Origin of the sequence: Trichocoleus sp. FACHB-591, from assembly GCF_014695845.1 — a bacterium.
Taxonomy (GTDB): Bacteria; Cyanobacteriota; Cyanobacteriia; order FACHB-46; family FACHB-46; genus Trichocoleus.
The window spans coordinates 24,771-45,026 of sequence record NZ_JACJPA010000114.1 but is presented as its reverse complement, the minus strand read 5'-3'; the positions used below and the strand labels follow the sequence as shown (position 1 = coordinate 45,026).

The 20,256-nt window shown below is 48.3% G+C and carries 18 protein-coding genes; 8 read left to right on the top strand and 10 right to left on the bottom strand.

Annotated elements, in window-relative coordinates; genetic code table 11:
- Positions 1-93: 93 nt before the first annotated feature.
- The 3 genes from H6F90_RS25620 to H6F90_RS25610 form a co-directional block, all read right to left on the bottom strand.
- Positions 94-3,141 carry a HEAT repeat domain-containing protein gene (locus H6F90_RS25620; RefSeq protein WP_190554884.1) on the bottom strand — a complete coding sequence of 1,016 codons (3,048 nt, stop codon included), beginning with the start codon at positions 3,139-3,141 and terminating at the stop codon, positions 94-96.
- Between the two features lie 592 nt (positions 3,142-3,733).
- Complete coding sequence (gene infC / locus H6F90_RS25615) at positions 3,734-4,282, bottom strand: translation initiation factor IF-3 (protein WP_190433461.1); 549 nt, start codon at positions 4,280-4,282, stop codon at positions 3,734-3,736.
- 205 nt (positions 4,283-4,487) lie between these two features.
- Positions 4,488-5,114: a hypothetical protein gene (locus H6F90_RS25610; protein WP_199296176.1), complete on the bottom strand. Its 627-nt coding sequence runs from the start codon at positions 5,112-5,114 to the stop codon at positions 4,488-4,490.
- Positions 5,115-5,265: 151 nt separating this feature from the next.
- On the opposite strand from H6F90_RS25610, the gene H6F90_RS25605 reads away from it, so the two are divergent.
- The 4 genes from H6F90_RS25605 (at position 5,266) to H6F90_RS25590 (ending at position 8,645) form a co-directional block, all read left to right on the top strand.
- On the top strand, positions 5,266-5,532 hold the full coding sequence (locus H6F90_RS25605) for a hypothetical protein (RefSeq protein WP_242024631.1): 267 nt from the start codon (positions 5,266-5,268) through the stop codon (positions 5,530-5,532).
- Positions 5,533-5,636: 104 nt separating this feature from the next.
- The gene (locus tag H6F90_RS25600) at positions 5,637-7,151 is read left to right on the top strand and encodes an AAA family ATPase (protein ID WP_190433457.1); all 1,515 of its coding nucleotides are present in this window, start codon (positions 5,637-5,639) and stop codon (positions 7,149-7,151) included.
- 145 nt (positions 7,152-7,296) lie between these two features.
- Complete coding sequence (locus H6F90_RS25595; protein ID WP_190433455.1) at positions 7,297-7,650, top strand: DUF1257 domain-containing protein; 354 nt, start codon at positions 7,297-7,299, stop codon at positions 7,648-7,650.
- A gap of 131 nt (positions 7,651-7,781) precedes the next feature.
- Positions 7,782-8,645 (top strand): 3'(2'),5'-bisphosphate nucleotidase CysQ, encoded by an 864-nt coding sequence (locus H6F90_RS25590; protein WP_190554882.1) that lies wholly within the window; start codon positions 7,782-7,784, stop codon positions 8,643-8,645.
- 37 nt (positions 8,646-8,682) lie between these two features.
- On the opposite strand, the gene H6F90_RS25585 is transcribed toward H6F90_RS25590, so the two are convergent.
- Complete coding sequence (locus H6F90_RS25585; protein WP_190554881.1) at positions 8,683-8,943, bottom strand: hypothetical protein; 261 nt, start codon at positions 8,941-8,943, stop codon at positions 8,683-8,685.
- A gap of 164 nt (positions 8,944-9,107) precedes the next feature.
- Here H6F90_RS25585 and H6F90_RS25580 point away from each other — a divergent pair, with 164 nt between their 5' ends.
- A complete protein-coding gene (locus tag H6F90_RS25580) occupies positions 9,108-9,779 on the top strand; it encodes a Fe2+-dependent dioxygenase (RefSeq protein WP_190554880.1) in 672 nt (223 codons plus the stop codon).
- A gap of 87 nt (positions 9,780-9,866) precedes the next feature.
- On the opposite strand, the gene gshB is transcribed toward H6F90_RS25580, so the two are convergent.
- The 4 genes from gshB to H6F90_RS25560 form a co-directional block, all read right to left on the bottom strand.
- The gene (gene gshB, locus H6F90_RS25575; protein WP_190554879.1) at positions 9,867-10,892 is read right to left on the bottom strand and encodes a glutathione synthase; all 1,026 of its coding nucleotides are present in this window, start codon (positions 10,890-10,892) and stop codon (positions 9,867-9,869) included.
- Between the two features lie 107 nt (positions 10,893-10,999).
- The gene (grxC, locus tag H6F90_RS25570; protein WP_190554878.1) at positions 11,000-11,266 is read right to left on the bottom strand and encodes a glutaredoxin 3; all 267 of its coding nucleotides are present in this window, start codon (positions 11,264-11,266) and stop codon (positions 11,000-11,002) included.
- A 39-nt stretch (positions 11,267-11,305) separates the two neighbouring features.
- Entirely contained in the window at positions 11,306-12,799 is a 1,494-nt protein-coding gene (gene hflX, locus H6F90_RS25565; protein WP_370588094.1) for a GTPase HflX, read from the bottom strand.
- A gap of 294 nt (positions 12,800-13,093) precedes the next feature.
- Positions 13,094-13,624, bottom strand: coding sequence for a tetratricopeptide repeat protein (locus tag H6F90_RS25560; protein WP_190554877.1), 531 nt, complete (start codon positions 13,622-13,624; stop codon positions 13,094-13,096).
- 397 nt (positions 13,625-14,021) lie between these two features.
- Here H6F90_RS25560 and H6F90_RS25555 point away from each other — a divergent pair, with 397 nt between their 5' ends.
- Complete coding sequence (locus H6F90_RS25555) at positions 14,022-14,825, top strand: TPM domain-containing protein (RefSeq protein WP_190554876.1); 804 nt, start codon at positions 14,022-14,024, stop codon at positions 14,823-14,825.
- 177 nt (positions 14,826-15,002) lie between these two features.
- A complete protein-coding gene (locus H6F90_RS25550; protein ID WP_190433444.1) occupies positions 15,003-15,632 on the top strand; it encodes a precorrin-8X methylmutase in 630 nt (209 codons plus the stop codon).
- A gap of 22 nt (positions 15,633-15,654) precedes the next feature.
- Here the strand turns inward: H6F90_RS25550 and H6F90_RS25545 are convergent, their stop codons facing one another.
- The gene (locus H6F90_RS25545; RefSeq protein ID WP_190554875.1) at positions 15,655-16,350 is read right to left on the bottom strand and encodes a phosphate ABC transporter permease; all 696 of its coding nucleotides are present in this window, start codon (positions 16,348-16,350) and stop codon (positions 15,655-15,657) included.
- A gap of 516 nt (positions 16,351-16,866) precedes the next feature.
- Positions 16,867-17,694: a 4-hydroxy-tetrahydrodipicolinate reductase gene (dapB, locus tag H6F90_RS25540; RefSeq protein ID WP_190554874.1), complete on the bottom strand. Its 828-nt coding sequence runs from the start codon at positions 17,692-17,694 to the stop codon at positions 16,867-16,869.
- Between the two features lie 148 nt (positions 17,695-17,842).
- Between dapB and H6F90_RS30890 the strand changes: the two genes are divergently transcribed.
- A complete protein-coding gene (locus H6F90_RS30890) occupies positions 17,843-20,200 on the top strand; it encodes a CHASE2 domain-containing protein (RefSeq protein ID WP_370588093.1) in 2,358 nt (785 codons plus the stop codon).
- The last annotated feature ends 56 nt before the right edge of the window (positions 20,201-20,256 follow it).

Below are 20,256 nucleotides of genomic sequence, written 5' to 3'. Positions count from 1 at the left end.
TCAGTCCAATTTGAAGCAGAAACGCAGTGAGAGAACGAGGATTTAAAGAACGGGTCTAAAAGTCACCGTGGTTTAGAGCGCAACGCTGGAGCGTTAAATAGTTTCTAAGCCTGCGATATCAGAGAAATTAGCAGCGGGGCCCGGTGGTTTAGAGCCGTTGGGTTGAGGTCTGGAATGCTTTAAGCCCAATTCTGCCATCATCTGCTGCACTTGCGCGGCTACCAATCGGTCTGGATCATTGATGAGCTTGGGCAAAAGCTCCTTGAGTGCTCTTGGAGAGGCAACTTTCAAATAAGTCAGCACTGCCTCCCGGACATACCCTGTGGGGTAGCGCAGACAAGCTAAAATCTGCTCGGACGTCAAGCTCCAGCGAGCTTGGCGGGCTAAGTGAAAACAGCATGCTAAAGGCCAGTCGGGTAGAAAGTAGCGCAAATCTAATAAGTAGCGCAGGCGATCGCTGGCATTCATCGGTTCATAGGTCACCATATCAGAGAGGCTTTGCAATTTATCTAAGTCTGGACGGCGATCGAGCACACTGAGTAGAGCCCGCTTGTTAGCAATATCTAAAGTATTGTCTAGAATTTCCAGCCCCTGAGCCACGCTCGATGGTGAGGCAGATTGTAGATTAATCGAAGCTGCCTGAATTGCTTCTAAAGGATAAAGTACCTTCATGAGCAAAAATAAGCGCTCCACGGCATCAGTTTGCACATCCGCCAAGGCCCGGCGCAGTAAATCCGCTTCTGCCCCTAAAACTTGTTCCCAGCTGAGATCGACTAAGGCAGCGTAAAGCTGACCAATAAACAGAATTTCTTGATCGATTAGGGTTTCAACCCCACTTCGTCCCAAGCGATCGGATATGGCATCAATTCCGAGTTCATGGGGCATTTTCAACAAGATTCGGAGAACATTGCGTCGGTTGGCCCCCCAAGCCGTCATCAAATGAGCCACAAGTACATCTAAGGCCTCTCGACTCGCAATCTGCCCAATGGCGCTCCAAGCTTGCATCCGGACTAGATCGGGCTTGTGAATATCTTCTGCCAGCTCTACTAACAGCGGAATCGCCTCATTGTCTAGTCTGACGAGTGCCCGCATAGCAGCTTCACGGGTGGATTTGTAATGCAAGCCCCGCAGCAGAGAAGGATAATATTCTTCTAAATGAGTGGCTGCGATCGCCTCCAGTAAAGCACAACGCACTCGCAAAGATTCATCTTGCAGCAAAGTCGGGATGTAAAGCCGCAGCGCTTGCAAATAAACAGCTTCTCCTAAAGCACGACACCCCATCACCCGCTCCCGCTCTTGTTTATGAGTGAGCATTTGTCGCAAGGTGTTGGTAGCCTCCGCTTTTTGTCGAGGTGTGCCCCGGCGCAACATGAGAGAGGCAGCCGTGCCTCGTACCACCGCATCAACCTCTGGGCGCAAGTAAGGCCGCAACTGACGAATGTCAGGCTCTCGCTCTGTGAGCCAGATATAGCGCAACGCTACTGCCAACACTTCTGGAAACAGAGGTTGTTCAATTAAGGCTCTAACTGGGTTTACGTAAGATTCACTGGGATGCACCAACATCGCCTCTAAACTCTGTCGCTGCAAGGCTGGTGGCAAATTAGCTAACAATGGAGCTAGCGCTTCCCCTACATTTTGGAGATCGATCTGGCTGAGTAATTCAATGCAAGAACGCTTATCTGCTTCTGTACCTGGACGATTGAGTGTCTCAATTACAGCTCGCTTTAGCTCCCGCAAATCGACATCTGAAATACTCAGTTGTCCCCGTTCTGCACCTACCACCAGTAGCCCAACATATCGGCTCCGCAACAACCAAACTGTGCATAACCAAATCGTTGCCAGAAGAATAATTTGGGCCAAAAAGATCCAATCTTGTAGCTGTACGCCTATCTGCGTGTTCCGACAAAACCAAATAATCCCTAAAATGCTGAGTCCAGTTAAACCAGTGGCGATCGGTTCAGCCACACCTCGGACCAAAGATTGCAGCCCACTGCGGACGCTTTCCGGTAACGGTTGAAAAAGCACAGGGCCAGTGCTGGTAAATAAGGTGTAGTGCAGTAACTCATCTAAAAACTTAAGAATCACTAACCCAACAAAAAGCGGCACGAGACCTGTCATTGAAAAAGAGCCTAAAGCAATAATTGCTATTGGCAAAAACATTGCGGTCGTAAACACCCCAATGCGCTCAATAACTCGGCTAGAGGCAAACCACTGCGTTGCTAGCTCAAAAATGCCAAGGACACCATTAAAGAGACCTAAAAAGCTAGCAATCCCACCGACCAATCCTTGCCCTTCTAATTGCTGGTTCTCCAATTGGCTCAGAAATTGAAAATCTACCAGCAAGAACAAGACCTGCGCCATCATAAAGAAGGCAAACAACAAGATGACATAACGGCGTAACGGCCCTTTGAGGCGACGGGCAATCAGGTGATCGGGATGCGCTTCTTCCAGACGTCTGCGTGGAGCCTCTGGAAAAAACTGGTTGTAGCTTTGGCTGAGATAGAACAAAACCCCTGCCCCCAAAGCCATGACGAGGCAAGAAATTAGAATGACATCAGAAAGCTTGATGAACGAGAGGAGAAATGGCAGCGAAAACCCGCTAATGACATCTGCCACTAACACACCACTACTAATTAATGGAAAAGTTCGTTTAATTTCTCGGATATTAAAAAGTTGATTGGCGGTAATGGAGGTATTGAGGTCGTTGAGAACATAGATAGCTTCTAGCCACAGCCGCATCAACAGAACGGTCAAACTTAGAACCGTAAGGCTGCCAATTGTGGCCCCGCCTGCTGCATCAAGGCCAAAGCGAAACAAGAGCAAGGGAACTGCCATTAATAACGCAGTTAGAACAATCACTCGACGCAACGGTAGAATTCGCTGCATCCAAGAGTAGATAAACCCTAGACTTGAGCCAATACCAGCGCTAGCAATATAAATCCAGGGCAGCTTATCGGCTCCGTATTCCTTCAAGAACAGGGCGACTGTACTTGCTTCTAACCACAGCAACCCTATAGAGGTTGTGGTGTAAAAAGCAAACATCAACATGGTACGTTCGCTTTCTTCCGGGCGGAGGTTGACCCATCGCAGTAGCTTTTGGCCAAGGCTATCTTTAGCAAGCCACCGATTTTTTAGCGTCATGTAGCGTTGATTTCCTCTATCGCAGCCTGGTTGAGTTGCTTCTCATCTAAACATGATTTCTTCCGCTCGTCGCACTCAGTCTATTAATGAGTTCGGCTTACCGCAGGTTTGCAAGTGGCGACTTGAGAGTGAAAACCTGCTTCGAGCTCACAAAACAGAAGCCAATGTCAATTGATGACACTTTCTGAACAGGATTCTGCACCAAATTAGCTTCCTGGGGCTACGCTGGGCTGGCTGTGTCTACTTAAACAGCAAAATTACTATAGGAGAACAGTGCTGAAGCAAATCTAAGCAGAACCTTGCTTTTTTAGCGTTCCCAACCTTGACTCTGTTTTAGTAAGTACAGGCAGCTCGAATCTTTGTATCGTTCTATCGATAGAGTGATATAACGCAAAAGAACAAGGCTGCTTTGTAGTCAACCTTGTTCTTGAAAATTTTTAATATTGTTTGAGACGTTACGAAGAGGTGGAGATGTGTTGATCCACATCTAGGTTTCGCGATCGCCTCTGCCTCAGCCTTATGACTGAAACCGTAATAATCGCTAAGGAAGCTGTGAGGCTTGCTGGAGACTGACTATATGGATGCTGATGACTTAGGCTTTTTTAGGCGCAAGCAACATCATCATATTGCGTCCCTCTTTTTTAGGAAATTGCTGAACTTCAGCCATTTCCTGCAAGTCTTTCGCCATCCGCATCAACAGAGTTTCAGCCAAGTCGCTATGTTGAATCTCACGGCCTCGAAACATAATTGTCGCTTTGACCTTGTCTCCTGCCTTGAGAAAACGCTCGGCCTGGTTAATGCGAACGTTGTAATCGTGTTCTTCGATTTTGTAGCGCATCTTTACTTCCTTCACGTCAGAAGTATGCTGCTTCTTTTTAGCTTCTCTAGCTTTTTTCTCTTGCTCAAATTTAAATTTGCCGTAATCCATAATCCGGCAAACCGGAGGATCGGCTTTATCACTAACCAGTACGAGATCTAGTTCTTTTTCCTCTGCAATTTGCAGCGCTTCACGAGGGGTAAGAATACCTAGTTGTGCACCATCAGTATCAATTACCCGAATCTTAGGAAATCGAATGCGCTCGTTGATTTGGGGTAAATCACGATTTTGCTTTTTCTCGATTAAAGGTGCTCTGGTTGACAACTCGGTTTTGACCTACTGCTAAAGGATAATGAGGTTGAAGAAGTGTAAATTACGGCTCAGCTTGGGTGCGATTAATCCTCGCCCTGAGGGGGTTTGGTTTAAATGCTGCACTTGATATTTGCTATTTTACTCAGTCTGTTTAAATTTCTAGCTACTTGTTAACTTAATTTCTGAAATGGCCCTTTCTAAGTTCACTTCTGCGGGTCTAAGGTTGCTGTGATGGAGGTGGCACTCGGTATTGCTGAGCAATGTAATAGAAGAAGCGGTAGTAGTCGTCGAACTGCTGACTGGGCGATCGCGCTTGCCAGTGGTAGCGAATGTCGCCTTGCTGTAGCGCTAGTGTCATTGAGCTGATTTCGGGTCCAATGTTGACATTAAGCGCCCCAGATAAACCTTGAGCGGTAGTGAAGTTTGCCTTTGATGAGGGTACAGGAGCCGTTTGCTGCTGAGCTTGCTTAGTAGTAATGGGCTTAACTTGATGTCCTGCCCACCCTCGAATTTCAGCTTGAGGATTTTTAGGGTCGCGAAAAGCCTGTCCATCCTGATTGTCGGGGGGTGGCTCGGCAGTCCAACTGCTGGGATACGGAAATTCAAAGTTATAGCGCGGGTTATGGTAAGTCTTCCATGTCCCTGCAAGTGGCATCTCAGAAGTACGACAACTTGTTAGGAGAACCAAGCTAGCCAATAAACTAGCCAAGGCAGACAACCTGGCTGCTCTAGGGTCAGTTACAGAGCGATAAGGTTTCACGGTCTGATTCGTTCTCATTCGTTGAATGGCTAGCCCTGTTTTGTAAACAAAAGTAACAATAATGCTGTCATGACGTCTTGCCATCTTGACAGCAAATATCAGACTCGATATTCTGACAGATACATACCCGGGTAGAACTGGAAGTTATATGCAAGAGAAGCAAAAGGTTACGTTGTATCTTTCACCGGAGCTGCATCGAAAGTTGAAAATTCGGGCAGCAGTCGATGCAGAGCCTATGTCAACAATTGTTGAACGAGCTGTTGTCTTCTACCTGGCTCACCCAGAGTTGGTAGATGAGGTGGAAGCATCCTACGGCCAATCTCATCAGGTCTACAACTGTCCAGAGTGCACTAGCTCGGTTGTGGTCCAGAACGGAGAAATGCTTGCTCTCAAGAATCAGCCAGGGGTGTTAGATGAAGCTGGACAATCTTTGCCAGTTCAGCAAGCTCAAAAGGTTGGTTCTAATCCTAATCAGCCGGGCGAGGAACTCGTTCCTTGTTAAGGCTCCAACCTGTAGGTTAATGCTAGCAAGGGTGCCGCATTAATTTCAGGTCGGGTGAACTCGGATCTAGCAATGTCTGCACCGTCTCTAGTAGGTCGATGGTCATGCAAGAAGAGCTCAATATTTTAATTCAAGCTCAATACCCTCTTATCTATCTAGTTACCTCTGAAGAGGAACGGGCTGAGCAGGCAGTTGCCGCAATTGTTCAAGCTAGGTCACCCCAGCGGCCTCAGTTATTCATCTGGACAATGACTGAAGGGATGGTAGGGCACGAACAGTCCCGTAGTCCTGTGCAAAACAACACTGTTTCTCCAGAAGCAGCGATTGATTGGGCCATTCGGCAACCATCTGGCGTGTTCCTGTTTAAGGATTTGCACCCCTTCAAAGATTCTCCAGCAGTTACACGACGTCTTCGAGATGCGATCGCCCGATTTAAGGGAACACAAAAAACTATTATTTTGATGTCTCCCGTGCAGCAAGTTCCGATCGAGTTAGAAAAGGAAGTTGTAGTCCTCGATTTCACTCTGCCAACAATGGCTGAGTTAAATCAAGTGCTATCCAACCAACTAGACCAACTACCTCGCAACCGTCGGATTACAACCGAAGCACGAGAAAAACTCCTAAAAGCGGCTCTGGGACTTACCCGAGATGAAGCCGAAAAAGTTTATCGTAAAGCCTTAGTTACAGCGGGTCGCCTGACTGAAGCAGAAGTAGACATTGTCTTATCTGAAAAGAAGCAACTTATTCGCCGTAACGGAATTTTAGAGTACATCGAAGAAGACGAGACGATTGATTCTGTTGGCGGTTTAGAAGAACTCAAGCATTGGCTCAAGCAGCGCTCTAACGCCTTTACAGAAAGAGCCAGAGAATATGGTTTGCCTCAACCAAAAGGCATGCTGATCTTAGGGGTTCCAGGTTGCGGAAAGTCGCTGATCGCTAAAACCACTTCTAGGCTCTGGGGTTTGCCACTGATTCGTCTAGATATGGGCCGAGTTTACGACGGCTCAATGGTAGGTCGCTCTGAAGCCAACTTGCGTAATGCCTTAAAAACCGCTGAATCGATCTCTCCCGCGATTTTGTTTATCGATGAGATTGATAAAGCATTTGCAGGTAGCACTGGGTCTGCGGATTCGGATGGCGGCACCTCCAGTCGAATTTTTGGTTCATTCTTGACCTGGATGCAAGAGAAGACTTCTCCGGTGTTTGTGATGGCGACTGCTAACCGGGTAGAACGTTTACCAGGAGAATTTCTGAGAAAAGGGCGCTTTGATGAAATCTTCTTTGTTGATCTGCCGACTAAAGAAGAGCGCAAAGAGATTTTTAGTATTCACTTAAGCAAGCGGCGGCGTGAAATTGCTCGGTTTGATTTGGACCAGCTCGCGACTGTTTGCGATGGTTTTTCCGGGGCAGAAATTGAACAGGCGTTGATTGCAGCAATGTATGAAGCATTCGCCCAAGAACGGGAGTTTACTCAGCTCGACATTATTGCTGCGATTAAGTCAACATTGCCCTTGTCTAAGACAATGAACGAGCAGGTAACAGCCCTAAGAGACTGGGCAAGGCAGCGCGCGCGACCTGCTGCATCTTCCGTCGCAGAATATCAGCGACTGGAGTTCTAAAGGCTTTCACTCCTGCTCCCAACAGGAGGAAAGGCTAGCAAATGGTTGCTAGCAGTTTGACAAAATACCGTGCCACCATCGCGGTAAACCTCTCATCACATCAAACGTTGTCGTTTCTCTCAATCTCTCCAGGAGGAAATCCGAAATGTCTCACTTCAGCACTCTGCGCACCAAGATCACTGATGCCGAAATCCTGAAGGCTTCCTTGCGTGATTTGGGTATCTCGGTCAAGACTGAAGCTGATGTCCGTGGCTACAACGGTCAAAGAGTTCGTTCTGATATCGTTGCTGTTCTCGAAGGTGAATACGACCTAGGCTGGTCTCGCAATAGTGATGGTTCTTTCGATCTCATTGCTGACCTTTGGGGCGTTGCTAAGAAGCACAACCAAACTGAACTCATCAACTCCATTAATCAAAAGTACGCAGTTAATAAGACTCTGGCAGAAGTTAAGCGGCCTGGTCTGCAAAATGCCAACGTTAAACTAGTTCTGCAAAAGTAATTTCTCTGCGCGTTCCCAAGCTTACGGGTTAACCACTAAAACGGGTTAGCCCGTTTTTTTATGCCAATCGTGTAGACTTACGGGAGTGACTTCCAAGATAGATAGTCCCAACCCCGTTGCGATCGCCTGCTATGCCCTTGCCTTCTACTGAACAAGATCAAAAAATTCGCCAAGTGATTCGTAGCTGCGGCTTGCAAGTAGAACGGCTGGCGAAAGAGCATTTCCAAGTTTCTCAAAAGGGTCCGGATGACTACGTAACGAATGTCGATCGCGCCTTAGATCAAGAATTGACGAAAGCTTTCTCAAATTTATTTCCTCACGATGGTCTGATTACTGAGGAGAACACTCAATCAAGACAAGCCTTTGGAGATCACTACTCGCAGCTTTGGCTGATTGACCCGCTAGACGGCACTGAGGATTTTATTAAAGGCAACGCAGAGTTCGCCATTATGGTCGGCCTGTTGCAGGAATACCAGCCGATCGCGGGTTGGGTCTATGCACCAATGCTGAACCAAATGTATTATGGCGGCTGCGGTTGGGGACTATTTCAAGAAAAACCAGGACAGGATAGCGAGCTGTTAGAGCCTGTAGAGCCACCACCACCTCAATCTGGGTTTTGCCCGATGATCATCGGCACAAAAGATCAAAACAACTTTGGGGAAGCGATCGCAAAGCTAATTCCAGATGTACAGTTCTACACGCTAGGCAGCTTTGGCCTTAAGGTCATGGAAGTAATTTGTGGCCGAGCAGGGCTTTATGTTTATTTCAATGGGCGCGTTAAGCTCTGGGATACGACGGGTCCTTTAGCGATCGCTAAAGCCGCAGGATTAGTTTGTTGCGACCTAGAAGGGCAACCAATTCGCTTTACTCCAGACGCCCTTGATCCAGATACGCTAGCCCACAAGCAACCCATTTTGGTTGGCTGGCCTTCTTATATAGAGCCGCTACTTCCCAAACTGCAAAAAGCGATCGGGATGTTACGGCTCCAAAGATAGGGTTGCAGTGTTTAGTTAAAGGTCGAAAATTTCAACCTTAACCTTCGCCGCCTTCACCACCCTCACCGCCAGGAGAGGGAGAAGGAGAAGTGGTTCCTTCTTCGCCACCTTCACCGCCCTCGCCACCTTCACCAGCACTGCCTTGAGCATCTGGGGAAGGAGAAGTGGTGGTTCCTGCCTCACCACCTGCTCCACCCGTCTGCTCAACAGGGGGAGCAGTTTCGTTCTCTGTGCCACATCCTGTTACGGGAGCGATCAAACCTAGAAGTAGTAGTAGTCCAGCCGACTTTGCACGCATTGAGTATTTCTCCTCAGTTCTTTATGTACTTTATAAATAAGTCGCCCATTCTACAAGTTTTTGAGTTCGTCGCAGGTTAAAACTGCCAGAACTGATTAAGCTAGAACTCGGCCAATTTATGGTTTGTTTCTTTTTTTGATTACTGCTGTTCGAGGTTGCTTGCAATGATGCTGACCATCCCTGATGTCCTGTCAACGGAAGAACTCAATTCTGTCGTTTCTAGCCTCGATGCATCTGATTTTGTCGATGGCAAAACTACAGCAGGTTGGCACGCAAAGTTGGTGAAACAAAATACCCAACTCAAAAATGAAGCTAATTACAGCCAAGAGCTGAAAGAAACAATCAAAAATGCTTTAAGGCGCAATCCCCTCTTTCAAATTGCTGTCCAGCCTCGACTGATTCACTCAATGCTGTTTAGTCGCTATGAATCAAGCATGTCCTACGGCAGCCATATTGATAACGCCCTGATGGGAGGTCAGGAGTTTTGGCGATCGGATGTTTCCTTAACGCTATTTCTCAGTTCTCCCTCCAGCTATGGTGGCGGTGAGCTAGTGATTGAGGGAGTTGAGGGAGAAACTACATTTAAGCTAGAAGCAGGCTCAGCCGTTGTTTATCCTTCTTCTACCCTGCATCGGGTCAATCCTGTGACTGAAGGGGTGCGATTAGTCGCTGTAGCTTGGGTACAAAGCTTAGTGCGTGACCCCCACAAACGCGAAATTTTATTTGATCTCGATGTGGCTCGTCGAGCTTTGTTTGAAAAGCAGGGCAAGACGACAGAGTTCGACTTAATTTCTAAAAGCCACGCTAATTTGCTCCGTCAGTGGGCCGATGCCTAATGCCCAGTCAAATACTCAATCTCAACCATGACGGGCAGATGTAGCTCGCCCATCACGGCTCCACAACTCTCACTTAGTGATGAACGCCTAGGCAGGGGAGGAGAAGCTGAGCTTACTAGCTTGAGCTTTCTCTAGCCACTGAACGACTTGATGGCCTACACGAGATTGGTTCAGGCGATCAATTTCGCGGATACCTGTAGGGCTAGTGACGTTAACCTCTGTGAGGTAGCCACCAATCACATCTATCCCTACAAAAATTAGCCCATCTCGCCGCAGCACTGGAGCCAGTTGAGCACAAATTTCTCGTTCTCTGGGGGTGATATCCACTGACTCAACCCTGCCGCCAACTGCCATGTTGCCCCGGAATTCATTACCTGTGGGCACGCGGTTCACGGCTCCAATTGGCTCTCCGTCTAGCAAGATAATTCGTTTGTCACCTGCTTTCGCTTCCGGCAGGTAAGTCTGAATCATGATCGGCAGTTGCCCTTGGAAGGTGCTGATTTCGATCATGGAATTCAGGTTGCGATCGCCCGGTTGCAAGAACAAGATGCCTTCCCCCGCTTTACCACCTAGCGGCTTGAGCACCGCAGCTCCTTGCTCCTCCACAAACTGACGAATCACCTGCTTATCTTGAGTCACGATCGTAGTGGGGATCGCCTCGGTAAACTGGAGGGCATACATCTTTTCGTTAGCCGCTCGCAAACCGCTAGGGGAGTTGACGACTAAGGTTCTAGCGGGGTCGATGTAGTCCAGGATATAAGTAGCGTAGAGGTAAGCCGTAGTCACCGGCGGGTCGGTTCGCATAAATACTACGTCCATCTCCTCTAGCGGCTGTAGATTGCCGAAACTCTTAGCCTGGGTGGAATCTTGCAAGGAACTCCCTAGGGAATACCAAGATTCAGCAGCCACCCAGTGGCCATCTACTAACTGAATGGGCGTCAACTTGACCCGTTCTAAAATTGCCCAGGCTTTACCATTCACCACACTCAATAAATTCGCTTGAGTTACCCATACCTCATGACCCAGTTCTTGTGCTGCTTCCATGAGGGCAACACTCGTGTCATGACAGGGATCAAGTTTTTGAATGGGGTCAATAATAAATGCGAATTTCAATGAATTACCCTCTGCAACGGTGTGGCTACTTTTGCACTAACGAAACAACTGAGTGGAAATGCGATCGCTTTTGGCGTTACACGATGTACTAGCTAACTTATAAGTAGTTAGCTAGCAGTCTGCAAAAGCTGATCAAGCTTGCCTTGAGCGTTTAAGGCATGAATGTCGTCACAACCACCAACATGCTGGTCGTTAATGAAAATTTGGGGCAGAGAACGTTTGCCATTAGCACGTTGGGACATTTCAGCGCGGGCTGCTTCATCACCATCGATGCTGTATTCGGTGTATTCAACTCCTTTTTTGTCTAAGAGTGCTTTAGCCCGGATACAGAAGGGGCAGGTTTGCCAAGTGTAAATTTCAACTTTAGAAGCCATAGCAACCTCAATCGTTAAGCAATGTTTCTTGATCTTAGTTTAGCCCCAGGAAGAAACCGCATAGTCCACAAGTTGAGCTAGTCGCCGACGTAAGGTTTCTAGCCCCAGGCGATCGCTGGCCGAGAGAAATACAGCTTGAGGAAATTCTTCTTGAGCGAGGGCTAAAGTATCTCCGTCCACCTGGTCAATTTTGTTGAAAGCCACTAACGCGGGTCCCGGCGTGATGGGCATCTCGGACAAAATCTTCATGACTGAACGAATTTGGTTTTGCCAAGCTGGATGGGAGAGATCCACCAAATGCAACAAAGCATCTGCTTCTGTGACTTCCTCCAAAGTGGCTCGGAACGCATCCACTAACGACGGCGGTAGCTCATGGATAAAGCCAACCGTGTCAGTCAGCAAAATAGAGCGGGGTTCCTGAGTCACAGCATCTTGAATGATCAGGCGTCGGGTGGTAGGGTCAAGCGTCGCGAAGAGTTGATCGGCGGTATACACTTCCGCGTTGGTCAATGTGTTTAACAACGTAGACTTACCAGCATTGGTATAACCGACGATCGCGATCGATGGAACTTCGCGATGCTGGCGTCGTTGCCGCAACCGAGAACGGTGAGCTTGTAACTGGTTAACTTCTTGCTGCAACCGAGAAATCCGTCGCTGGATGCCACGACGCTCGGTTTCTAGCTTGGTTTCACCAGGGCCTCTGGTGCCAATCCCACCGCCCAAGCGTGACATAGCTTGTCCCCGCCCGACCAGACGCGGCAGCATGTATTCCAACTGCGCCAACTCGACCTGGAGTTTCCCGGCTCTAGACTGAGCCCGTTGCGCAAAAATATCTAAAATTACTTCAGTGCGATCGACCACCCGAATGCCGATTTGAGTTTCCAAGTTACGCACTTGGGCTGGGTGTAAGTCGCGATCGAAAGCAATTAGGTTTGCGCCCACTGTTTGAGCGGCGAGCGCAATTTCTTGAACTTTTCCTTCGCCAACCACGGTCTGTGGGTGGGGGCGAGAGCGCTTTTGAGTTAGGGTTTCTACCACAGTGCCGCCCGCAGTTTCCACTAGGCGAGTTAGTTCGACTAAGCCATCTTGGAAGCGTTGCGATTTTCGTTCATCGGTCATCAAGCCTACAATCAACACCTGATCGTGGTCGCGATCGACTTGTTGAGCGACGTATTCGCGCTCAAATTCTGCTTCTAAATTTTCTACTAAATCCAGAAAATCTTGAGCCGCTAAATCATCCAGGTCGGTTGGTGGTGAAACAGTCCAGTTCGCTTCTGGATGCGGGACTAGGTGTGCTAAGTAAGCGTGCTTAACATAGCCCGTTGCTCCACCCCCACGCCGCTCAAATCCTGCACCTGACAAGGTAATCATTACCAAGCTATCGAGCCGCTGAATTGCCATAGCCGTCAAAGCAGCTTCGTTGGGTGGTTCAATTTTTAATTGGGTCGCCAAACAGCGAATGCCGCTGAGACGTTCGGCCCCGTAACGCGGTAGTTCTAGAGGTGGAATCTGAGTTTGACGGGGCGTGCCCACTCCAACCCGGATAACCTGACCGCGCCGGTTTATGTAGACACAAACAGGCTGGTTGAGATCTGTACTAATAGCAGCTAGTCGTTGGGCGAATTCAGATGTGGTGAGGCAATCGCCCGGTAGCCGTTGATGGTACAGACGTTGCAGCTGCTTAAGCTGACTAGATTTTAGACCTTGAAGATTGCCGTAGATCGTTTCTATAGACTTGCTTAACCAGAGACCTGGCCCTCAAATTCACTAGCTTCTATTCTACTAACTCTATAAAAACGTCAGTGTTTGCAGTCAGCGTTTGCAGTGTTACTGCCGAAACCAACCGAAAATTCTGGAGATCCGGTTCAGCCAGTTAGCAGGTCTGCGAATTCCCAGGGCATGGTCGTAGCTAGCATAAGCTTCTCTGTAGCGGTTGAGATAACGTAGTGCTACCCCTCGGAATAACCAAGCTTCTGCATGGTGAGGCTGAATCGCTAAAGCTGTATTGCAACTAAGCAAGGCTTCTTCGTAACAATTTAAGTGAATGAAAGCCACAGCCCGAAACACTAGAGCGGCAGCATGATTAGGCTGGCTCCTTAGCGCTTGGTTAAAACTGGCGATCGCTTCATTGTAGGCTCCCAAGTTGGCTTGAGCCTGTCCCCGTTGGTACCAGGCGCTCACATCATCACCTTTTCGGGCGATCGCTTGATCACAACGGGCGATCGCGTCTTCATACTCCCGCCGTAGCCGAGGGTCAATATCAGCTTGGCGGCGAACTTGAGGTCTGCTCCGCACTGAATTGACTGGAGGAAAAAGTGGCTGAACCTGGGATGACTGAAATGACTGGGTCATAGACATAGTCAGACAGGGAACAAATAAAGTAGCGCAGATCCCTAGAGTGCCCTGAACCAAGAAAGGACTCGCGGCTATAGCGAGCAACATTAGGTTTTCTTAATCTGAGAGTACTCGCTGTTCTGACAGATGAGCTGCCAGCTTCATCAGTTTTTACAGAAATCGGCCATTAAGCTTCGTTAAAGTACACGTTTCGCCACAATTCAACGAATAATTTGACCCTAAAGACGAGTTACTAGCGAAAATCCACCAAATTTTGATCGAACCATGGCAATTGACGGCTTCCGCTCTCAGTCCGTAAGATTAAATTCAAGTAAACAAGTGTAAAGATAAATAGGTGAGCGCTGTCCATTTTTAGCCTCACTCATAGCATCCACTTATTAGATTTAATCTAGCGTTGCAAATGCCATACCTTTCTCCGCGACGGCTTCTTACTTTCCTTGCTGCCTTCTGCTTAGCGTTGTCAATGTGGGCGATCGCACCAGCAGCCCAAGCCTACGAAAACCCACAACTGCTGCCCAGTGAACCAACGACGGTCATTGATCTAGCAAAAAATCTTACGGGCATTCAAGAAGAATCCTTGGCCAAAGACTTAGAAACTTTTGAAGCAGAAACAGGTTGGAAACTTCGAGTTTTGACTCAATTTGATCAAACTCCAGGGCGAGCGGTGAAAGACTTTTGGGGCCTAGATGAAAAAAGCCTGCTGCTAGTTGCGGATGCACGGGGCGGTAATATCCTCAACTTTAGTGTTGGCGATGCCTTTTATGAGCTGATGCCACGCACCTTCTGGATTGAACTGCAAACCCGCTATGGTAACCAATTCTTTGTACGCGAAAATGGTGAAGACCAAGCCATCATTCAAGCCTTAGAGTCCGTCAAAGCCTGCTTACGTAAAGGTGGGTGCCAAGTGGTGCCCGGTTTACCTCAAGAACAGTGGATTCTTACTCTAATTACTTCACTGGTTGGCGGCGTAATCTTCGGCTTTGCCGCTCATCCTCGTAAGGAAGGCCAAGTCTTCGCTTGGCAATGGGCTTTGATTTTCTCGCCTCTGTGGGGAATTTTATTTATTGCTTTTGGTGTTGGTCCGGTTGTGACGCGCACCTCAGAATGGCTACCTCTGTTTCGAAATGTGGTGGGATTTATGCTAGGAGCTTTAGTGGCTTATCTTTCACCAATGTTTACTCAGTCTTCCGCCCCTGAAAGTTAACCAGTGATAACTTGAATGCAGGCAAAATTTCCTCAAGACTGAATTTCAATCCGCTGAGGATAGAACCAACGCGATCGCCTAAAGTGCAAGCAGTCCTATAGCAATTACGCTGTATGACTGCTTAGGAGTGTATAACTATCTCAAACCCCAAGAACGCATTTGAGGGACAAGTTAGGCATGGAGTGGCATATTACGGACGCTCAGAGTTTAGGAATCATTGACCGAGAAATGGGTGAACACACGTTTTCCCCGGCTGAATATGAAATTGTGCGTCGAGTGATTTATGCCACTGCTGATTTTGAGTACAAATCCTTGATTCGCTTTTCTGAGCAGGCACTACAAGCGGGAGCCGCAGCTTTAGCAGCCCGCAGCACTATTGTGGTAGATGTGCCGATGGTACAAGTTGGTATTACTTCAAATATCCAAAACACCTTTGCCAATCCGGTATATTGCAGCATGGACGCTTTGACTCGGCCTCAAAGAGATAAAACTCGCGCTGCTTGGGGTATTGAAACCCTGGCACGTCGCTATCCAGAAGGCATTTTCGTGATTGGTCAAGCCCAAACTGCCCTATCGGTCATTGTGGATTTAATTGAAGCAGAAGAAATTCGCCCCGCCTTAGTGGTGGGCACTCCCTCTGGATTTGTCGATATTGAAGTTGCAAAACACCGCTTACAGGATTCATTGGTGCCCCATATTCGCATTGAGGGGCGTAAAGGGAGCGCTGTTGTCGCCGCTGCAATTATGAATGGCTTAGTAGATTTGGCTTGGAAAGCCTACGGTCAAGACAGCCCTGGTATGGGTTGAGTTTAGAGATGGGCTCAGCGACTTACATGTCCATTGCAGCGCGGCGACGAGGGGATTTGCGAGGCTTAGGCTGAGAGCTTAGTCGTCGGCTAACTTCCAAGAAATTATCCCGCTGCACTTGTGGGTAGTCGCTCACCCAAATATTCTGGCTAGGAATGTAAATGTCAGAGATTTTGGCAATGCGACTCAGATCTGGCAAATGCGACATCACCACCATATGAGCGACTTGGTCTGGGCGAATGGCTTTATGCTCCCGACGCAGCGGCACTTGGACGGGAATTCTAAATCCGCTTTCGTCGCCTACTTCTAAGTTCAGCCGTCGTTCGCGGTTTTCTACGAGGACTAACTCTCCCCGCTTATTCACGGTTTCTTCTGTTCCGATCAGTTCTTCACTGACGTAGGCATCTAAGACACGGCCTTGCCAAAAACCGCTATGGCGTGGTTTGCGAGCTTCTAGGTTTCGGAGGGTAGCCCAGAAAACAGGAGCCCAGAGCCAATAGAGACTGGTTGCAACTCCTAGGAAAAAGAGGATGAGTCCACCTGCGCTGCCTTCTCCAAGAACGGAGTAGGCGATGGTAACAACTACCCCTCCCACAACAGAAATGAGAAGTCGCTTTAAGAAGTCAGAAACTTTTCCCCAGTGATATTTATACTGAGGAAAAGTGGCAACGAGGGGAACCAGTTGTTCGAATTTCTCGCGAGTCAATGGAACTAGCATTAGTACAAGTTTATATACTCTTGAGTTGGCAATAGTTTGTGGGCGATCGCTTTAGTATTATGAGCCTAGCATTGTGAAGTTTTTAAGGGAAGAAATTTTGGCGGCAACTCGAACCCACGACGCTTTATTTACTAATGCTAGACTTGCCTATAGATTATTGGCTATAGACTAGCAGTTTGCTCAAAGGCACTGCCCTAGTGGTTGTCAGGTCGCTTCATTTCTTTTTATTCCTCTGTTTATGAGTTTAACTTTAAATAAGAGGAGAGTAATTCTACGGATTTGAGCACAGAAAATTCAATCTCTACTGTCTAAAAGTTGCGTAGTTGCCTCGAAGTTTTTATAGGGCAAAAGTAGCAGAATGAATTTAATTCTGAATAAGGCGTTCAGAAAGACTAAACAAGTAGGGGGCAACTAAATTTGTTTGGTTTTTCTGGTTAGGAAAGCGTCTTTACAGGTGAATTGCCTGACCCTGGGGGCTTGTAGGGTCAGGCAATTTTTTTGGTAATTTTGCTGGGCCTAAAGGATTTTTTCTAAGCCATAGACCAGCGACTTTAGCTGAATCACTTTGCGAATTGAAAGCAAGACTCCGGGCATGTAGCAAGCGCGATCGCTCGTGTCGTGCCGCAGGGTATAAATTTGCCCGGCTGCGCCAAAAATGACTTCTTGATGAGCAATTAAGCCGGGTAAACGCACACTGTGAATACGAATTCCTTCATCGGCTAAAGCTCCTTTGGCTCCTGGTATTTTTTCGGTTTCCTCAACCGTTGATGGGTTAAAGCTTTTACCTAGCTCGGCTAGCATTTGCGCTGTTTGTAGCGCTGTTCCGCTTGGAGCATCTGCTTTTTGGTTGTGGTGTAGTTCAATGATTTCGACATGGTCGAAGTGCTGGGAAGCTTGGATTGCAGCCTGTTGCAGCAGCACCATACCAATGGAGAAATTAGGAATGATGAGACAACCTGTACTGGCTTTGTCAGCAAATTCGGCTAATTCTTGAATCTGCTGGGGGCTTAAGCCAGTCGTGCCGACAACGGGACGAACACCATAGGCGATCGCGGCTCTCACGTTGTCATACACACCGTCTGGGTGAGTGAAATCGACCATCACTCCTAGCTGCTTCTCTTGCCCAGCCATCGCTAGGACTGGCTCAAAGTCGTTAAGGATTGGCACTTCTAAAGGACCGCATCCAGCCACTTCCCCTACGTCTTCACCTATGTATTTGGGATTGCGATCGACAGCCCCAATTAGGGTCAGATCAGATGCTTGGGCGACAGCCTTGACGACTTCGCGGCCCATTTTTCCCGCGGCCCCATTAACAACAACCGGAATGGGAAGTTGACTTGTCATGATCTAATATCGTGTCTCTGGACGGAATAAGCGCATTTTAAACGAGTGGCAGTGATTCGATTGCTTAGCTACGCTGGGTTAGTCATGTAGAGCTGTTAGAGTTTGGTAAAAGTCTGCTTGTTAATGCTCTAGCCAATGGCTGACCTCTGTGATCTCTAAACTGGCGCATCAAATCCGTTTTACACGGCCTAGCTTAGAACGCTGGCGCAAGCTGATACCGATGGTGACTCAACCCGCTCTGGTGACGAGCGTGATTGTCACAGGTTTGGTGCTGGGAGTGCGGCAAGTGGGAGGATGGCAACTGCTGGAGTTAGCGGCTTACGATCGCCTGGTGCAACTGCAACCTGATTTGGAGCCTGACCCTCGATTACTTGTAGTTGCCATTACCGAATCAGATATTCAAGCTCAAAATAGGTGGCCAATTTCGGATCAGGCGATCGCTCAAGCCTTGGCAGAACTACAGCGTTACCAGCCCGCTGCCATCGGTTTAGATATCCTGCGGGAAATTCCCCAGCCACCGGGGCGCACGTCCCTGCTGCAACAATTACAAGCACCAAATGTAGTCACAATCTCGACCTTGGGGGACACAGCCAACAACAAGACTAAGGCTCCGCCGGGTGTGCCAAGTGCGCGGGTGGGATTTAACGATATTGTCTTCGACTCTGACAACGTGATTCGGCGCAATTTTCTCTTTGGCGAAACTGATAACGCTGAATTTTCTTCTTTGTCGTTGCGGTTGGCATCAAAGTATCTAGCCCCTCGAGGAATTACCCCGCAACAGCCCTGGAAAAGTTACCAGGCAGTCCGCTGGGGTGAGGCCGTGTTTACGCCGTTACAACCAAATTCCGGTGGTTACATCGATGGTGATGCTGGCGGGTATCAGGTCTTATTGAGCTACCACTCAAATCAGCGAGTGGCTCGTCAGGTGACATTAACGCAGGTATTGCAGCGTCAAGTGAATCCAGTTTGGATCAAAGACAAAATTATTTTGATCGGGACGACAGCTCCTAGTATCAAAGATTTGTTTCCTACTCCCTACAGTGCGATCGAGCAGGGCAACCCGGAAATGCCAGGAGTGCTGATTCATGCTCACATGGTTAGTCAATTTATCAGTGCGGCGTTGGGCCAGCGATCGCTAGTTTGGTTTTGGCCTGAGTGGGCTGAAGGATTGTGGATTTGGGGTTGGTCGGCGGTAGGGGCCTTGTTGGCTTGGCGAGTTCGGCATCCGGTCTACCTGGGTTTGATAGGAATTGCTGCCGTTGGTGGTTTATACCTCGTTTGCTATGGCTGGTTTACGCAATCTGCTTGGATTCCCTTTGTACCGCCTGCGATCGCCCTACTCACGACAGCGGGTAGCTTGGTTTCTTACTTTGCTTATCAGGCGTATCAAGAGCGTAAAACGATCGCTGAACAAGTTGAAGACCAAGAAAAAACGATTGCCCTGTTGCAAACCTTGTTAAGTGGGGATCCAACCATTGCTTTAACTAGCGCTCCGACCAGTGCTGCAAGTGGTGACACCACCTTAATCCCGACCCAGAGTACCAAGCGGAGTGTCACCACCCAGGTGCCGACTAGTAGCACCAAGTCTAATGATGCAACTGAGGCCATTAATACCCGCACTTATTCAGATCAGCATGTTGCTAATGACCTTGAAGACCCAATCAGCGATCGCCCTCGCTTCTTGTTGAGTCGGCGCTACAAAATTGATCGTGTCCTGGCATCCGGTGGGTTTAGCTTGACCTATTTAGCCCAAGATACTCAGCGGCCTGGTAATCCGCTGTGCGTGGTGAAGCATTTAGTGCCAGCCCGGAGTGATGCGCGCTTTTTGCAAACTGCTAGACGTTTATTCAAAACTGAAGCTGAAATTTTGGAAAAGCTGGGGAAACACGATCAAATTCCGCAACTTTTGGCTTCATTTGAAGAAAACGCTGAGTTTTACTTAGTAGAGGAATTTATAGCGGGGCACCCTCTCAGCGAGGAATTACCTGCCGGCAAGCGGTTGTCAGAAGCTCAGGTTGTAGGGTTACTCAGGCCCATCTTAGAAGTCTTAGCATTTCTGCACGAACGGCATGTGATTCATCGGGACCTCAAGCCCAGCAACATCATGCGTCGCCAACTCGATCAACAACTAGTGTTAATTGATTTTGGAGCTGTGAAACAAATGCAGCCCCAAGACTATAGTGCTTCCCGCCAAAGCGCCCAAGAAGAAGGATTTACTGTTGCGATCGGTACCCGTGGCTATGCTCCCCCAGAGCAGCTAGCTGGATACCCTGGGCTCAGTAGCGATATTTATGCGCTGGGAATGATTGCCATTCAAGCCCTAACGGGGTTCTTCCCCTACCAACTGTCACCGGATCCTGAAACGGGCACTGTGATTTGGCGAGAGTTTACTGAGGTCAGCGATCAATTTGCGGCGGTTTTGGATCGCATGATCTGCTACTACTTCAACGAGCGATACCAATCTGCTGGTGAGGTTTTGCGGGATCTTAAAGCGCTAGAGACTTGATACGAGTACTGGGAGTGCATTTAGCTCTAGGCTGTATGGCAAAATGAGAGACAGTC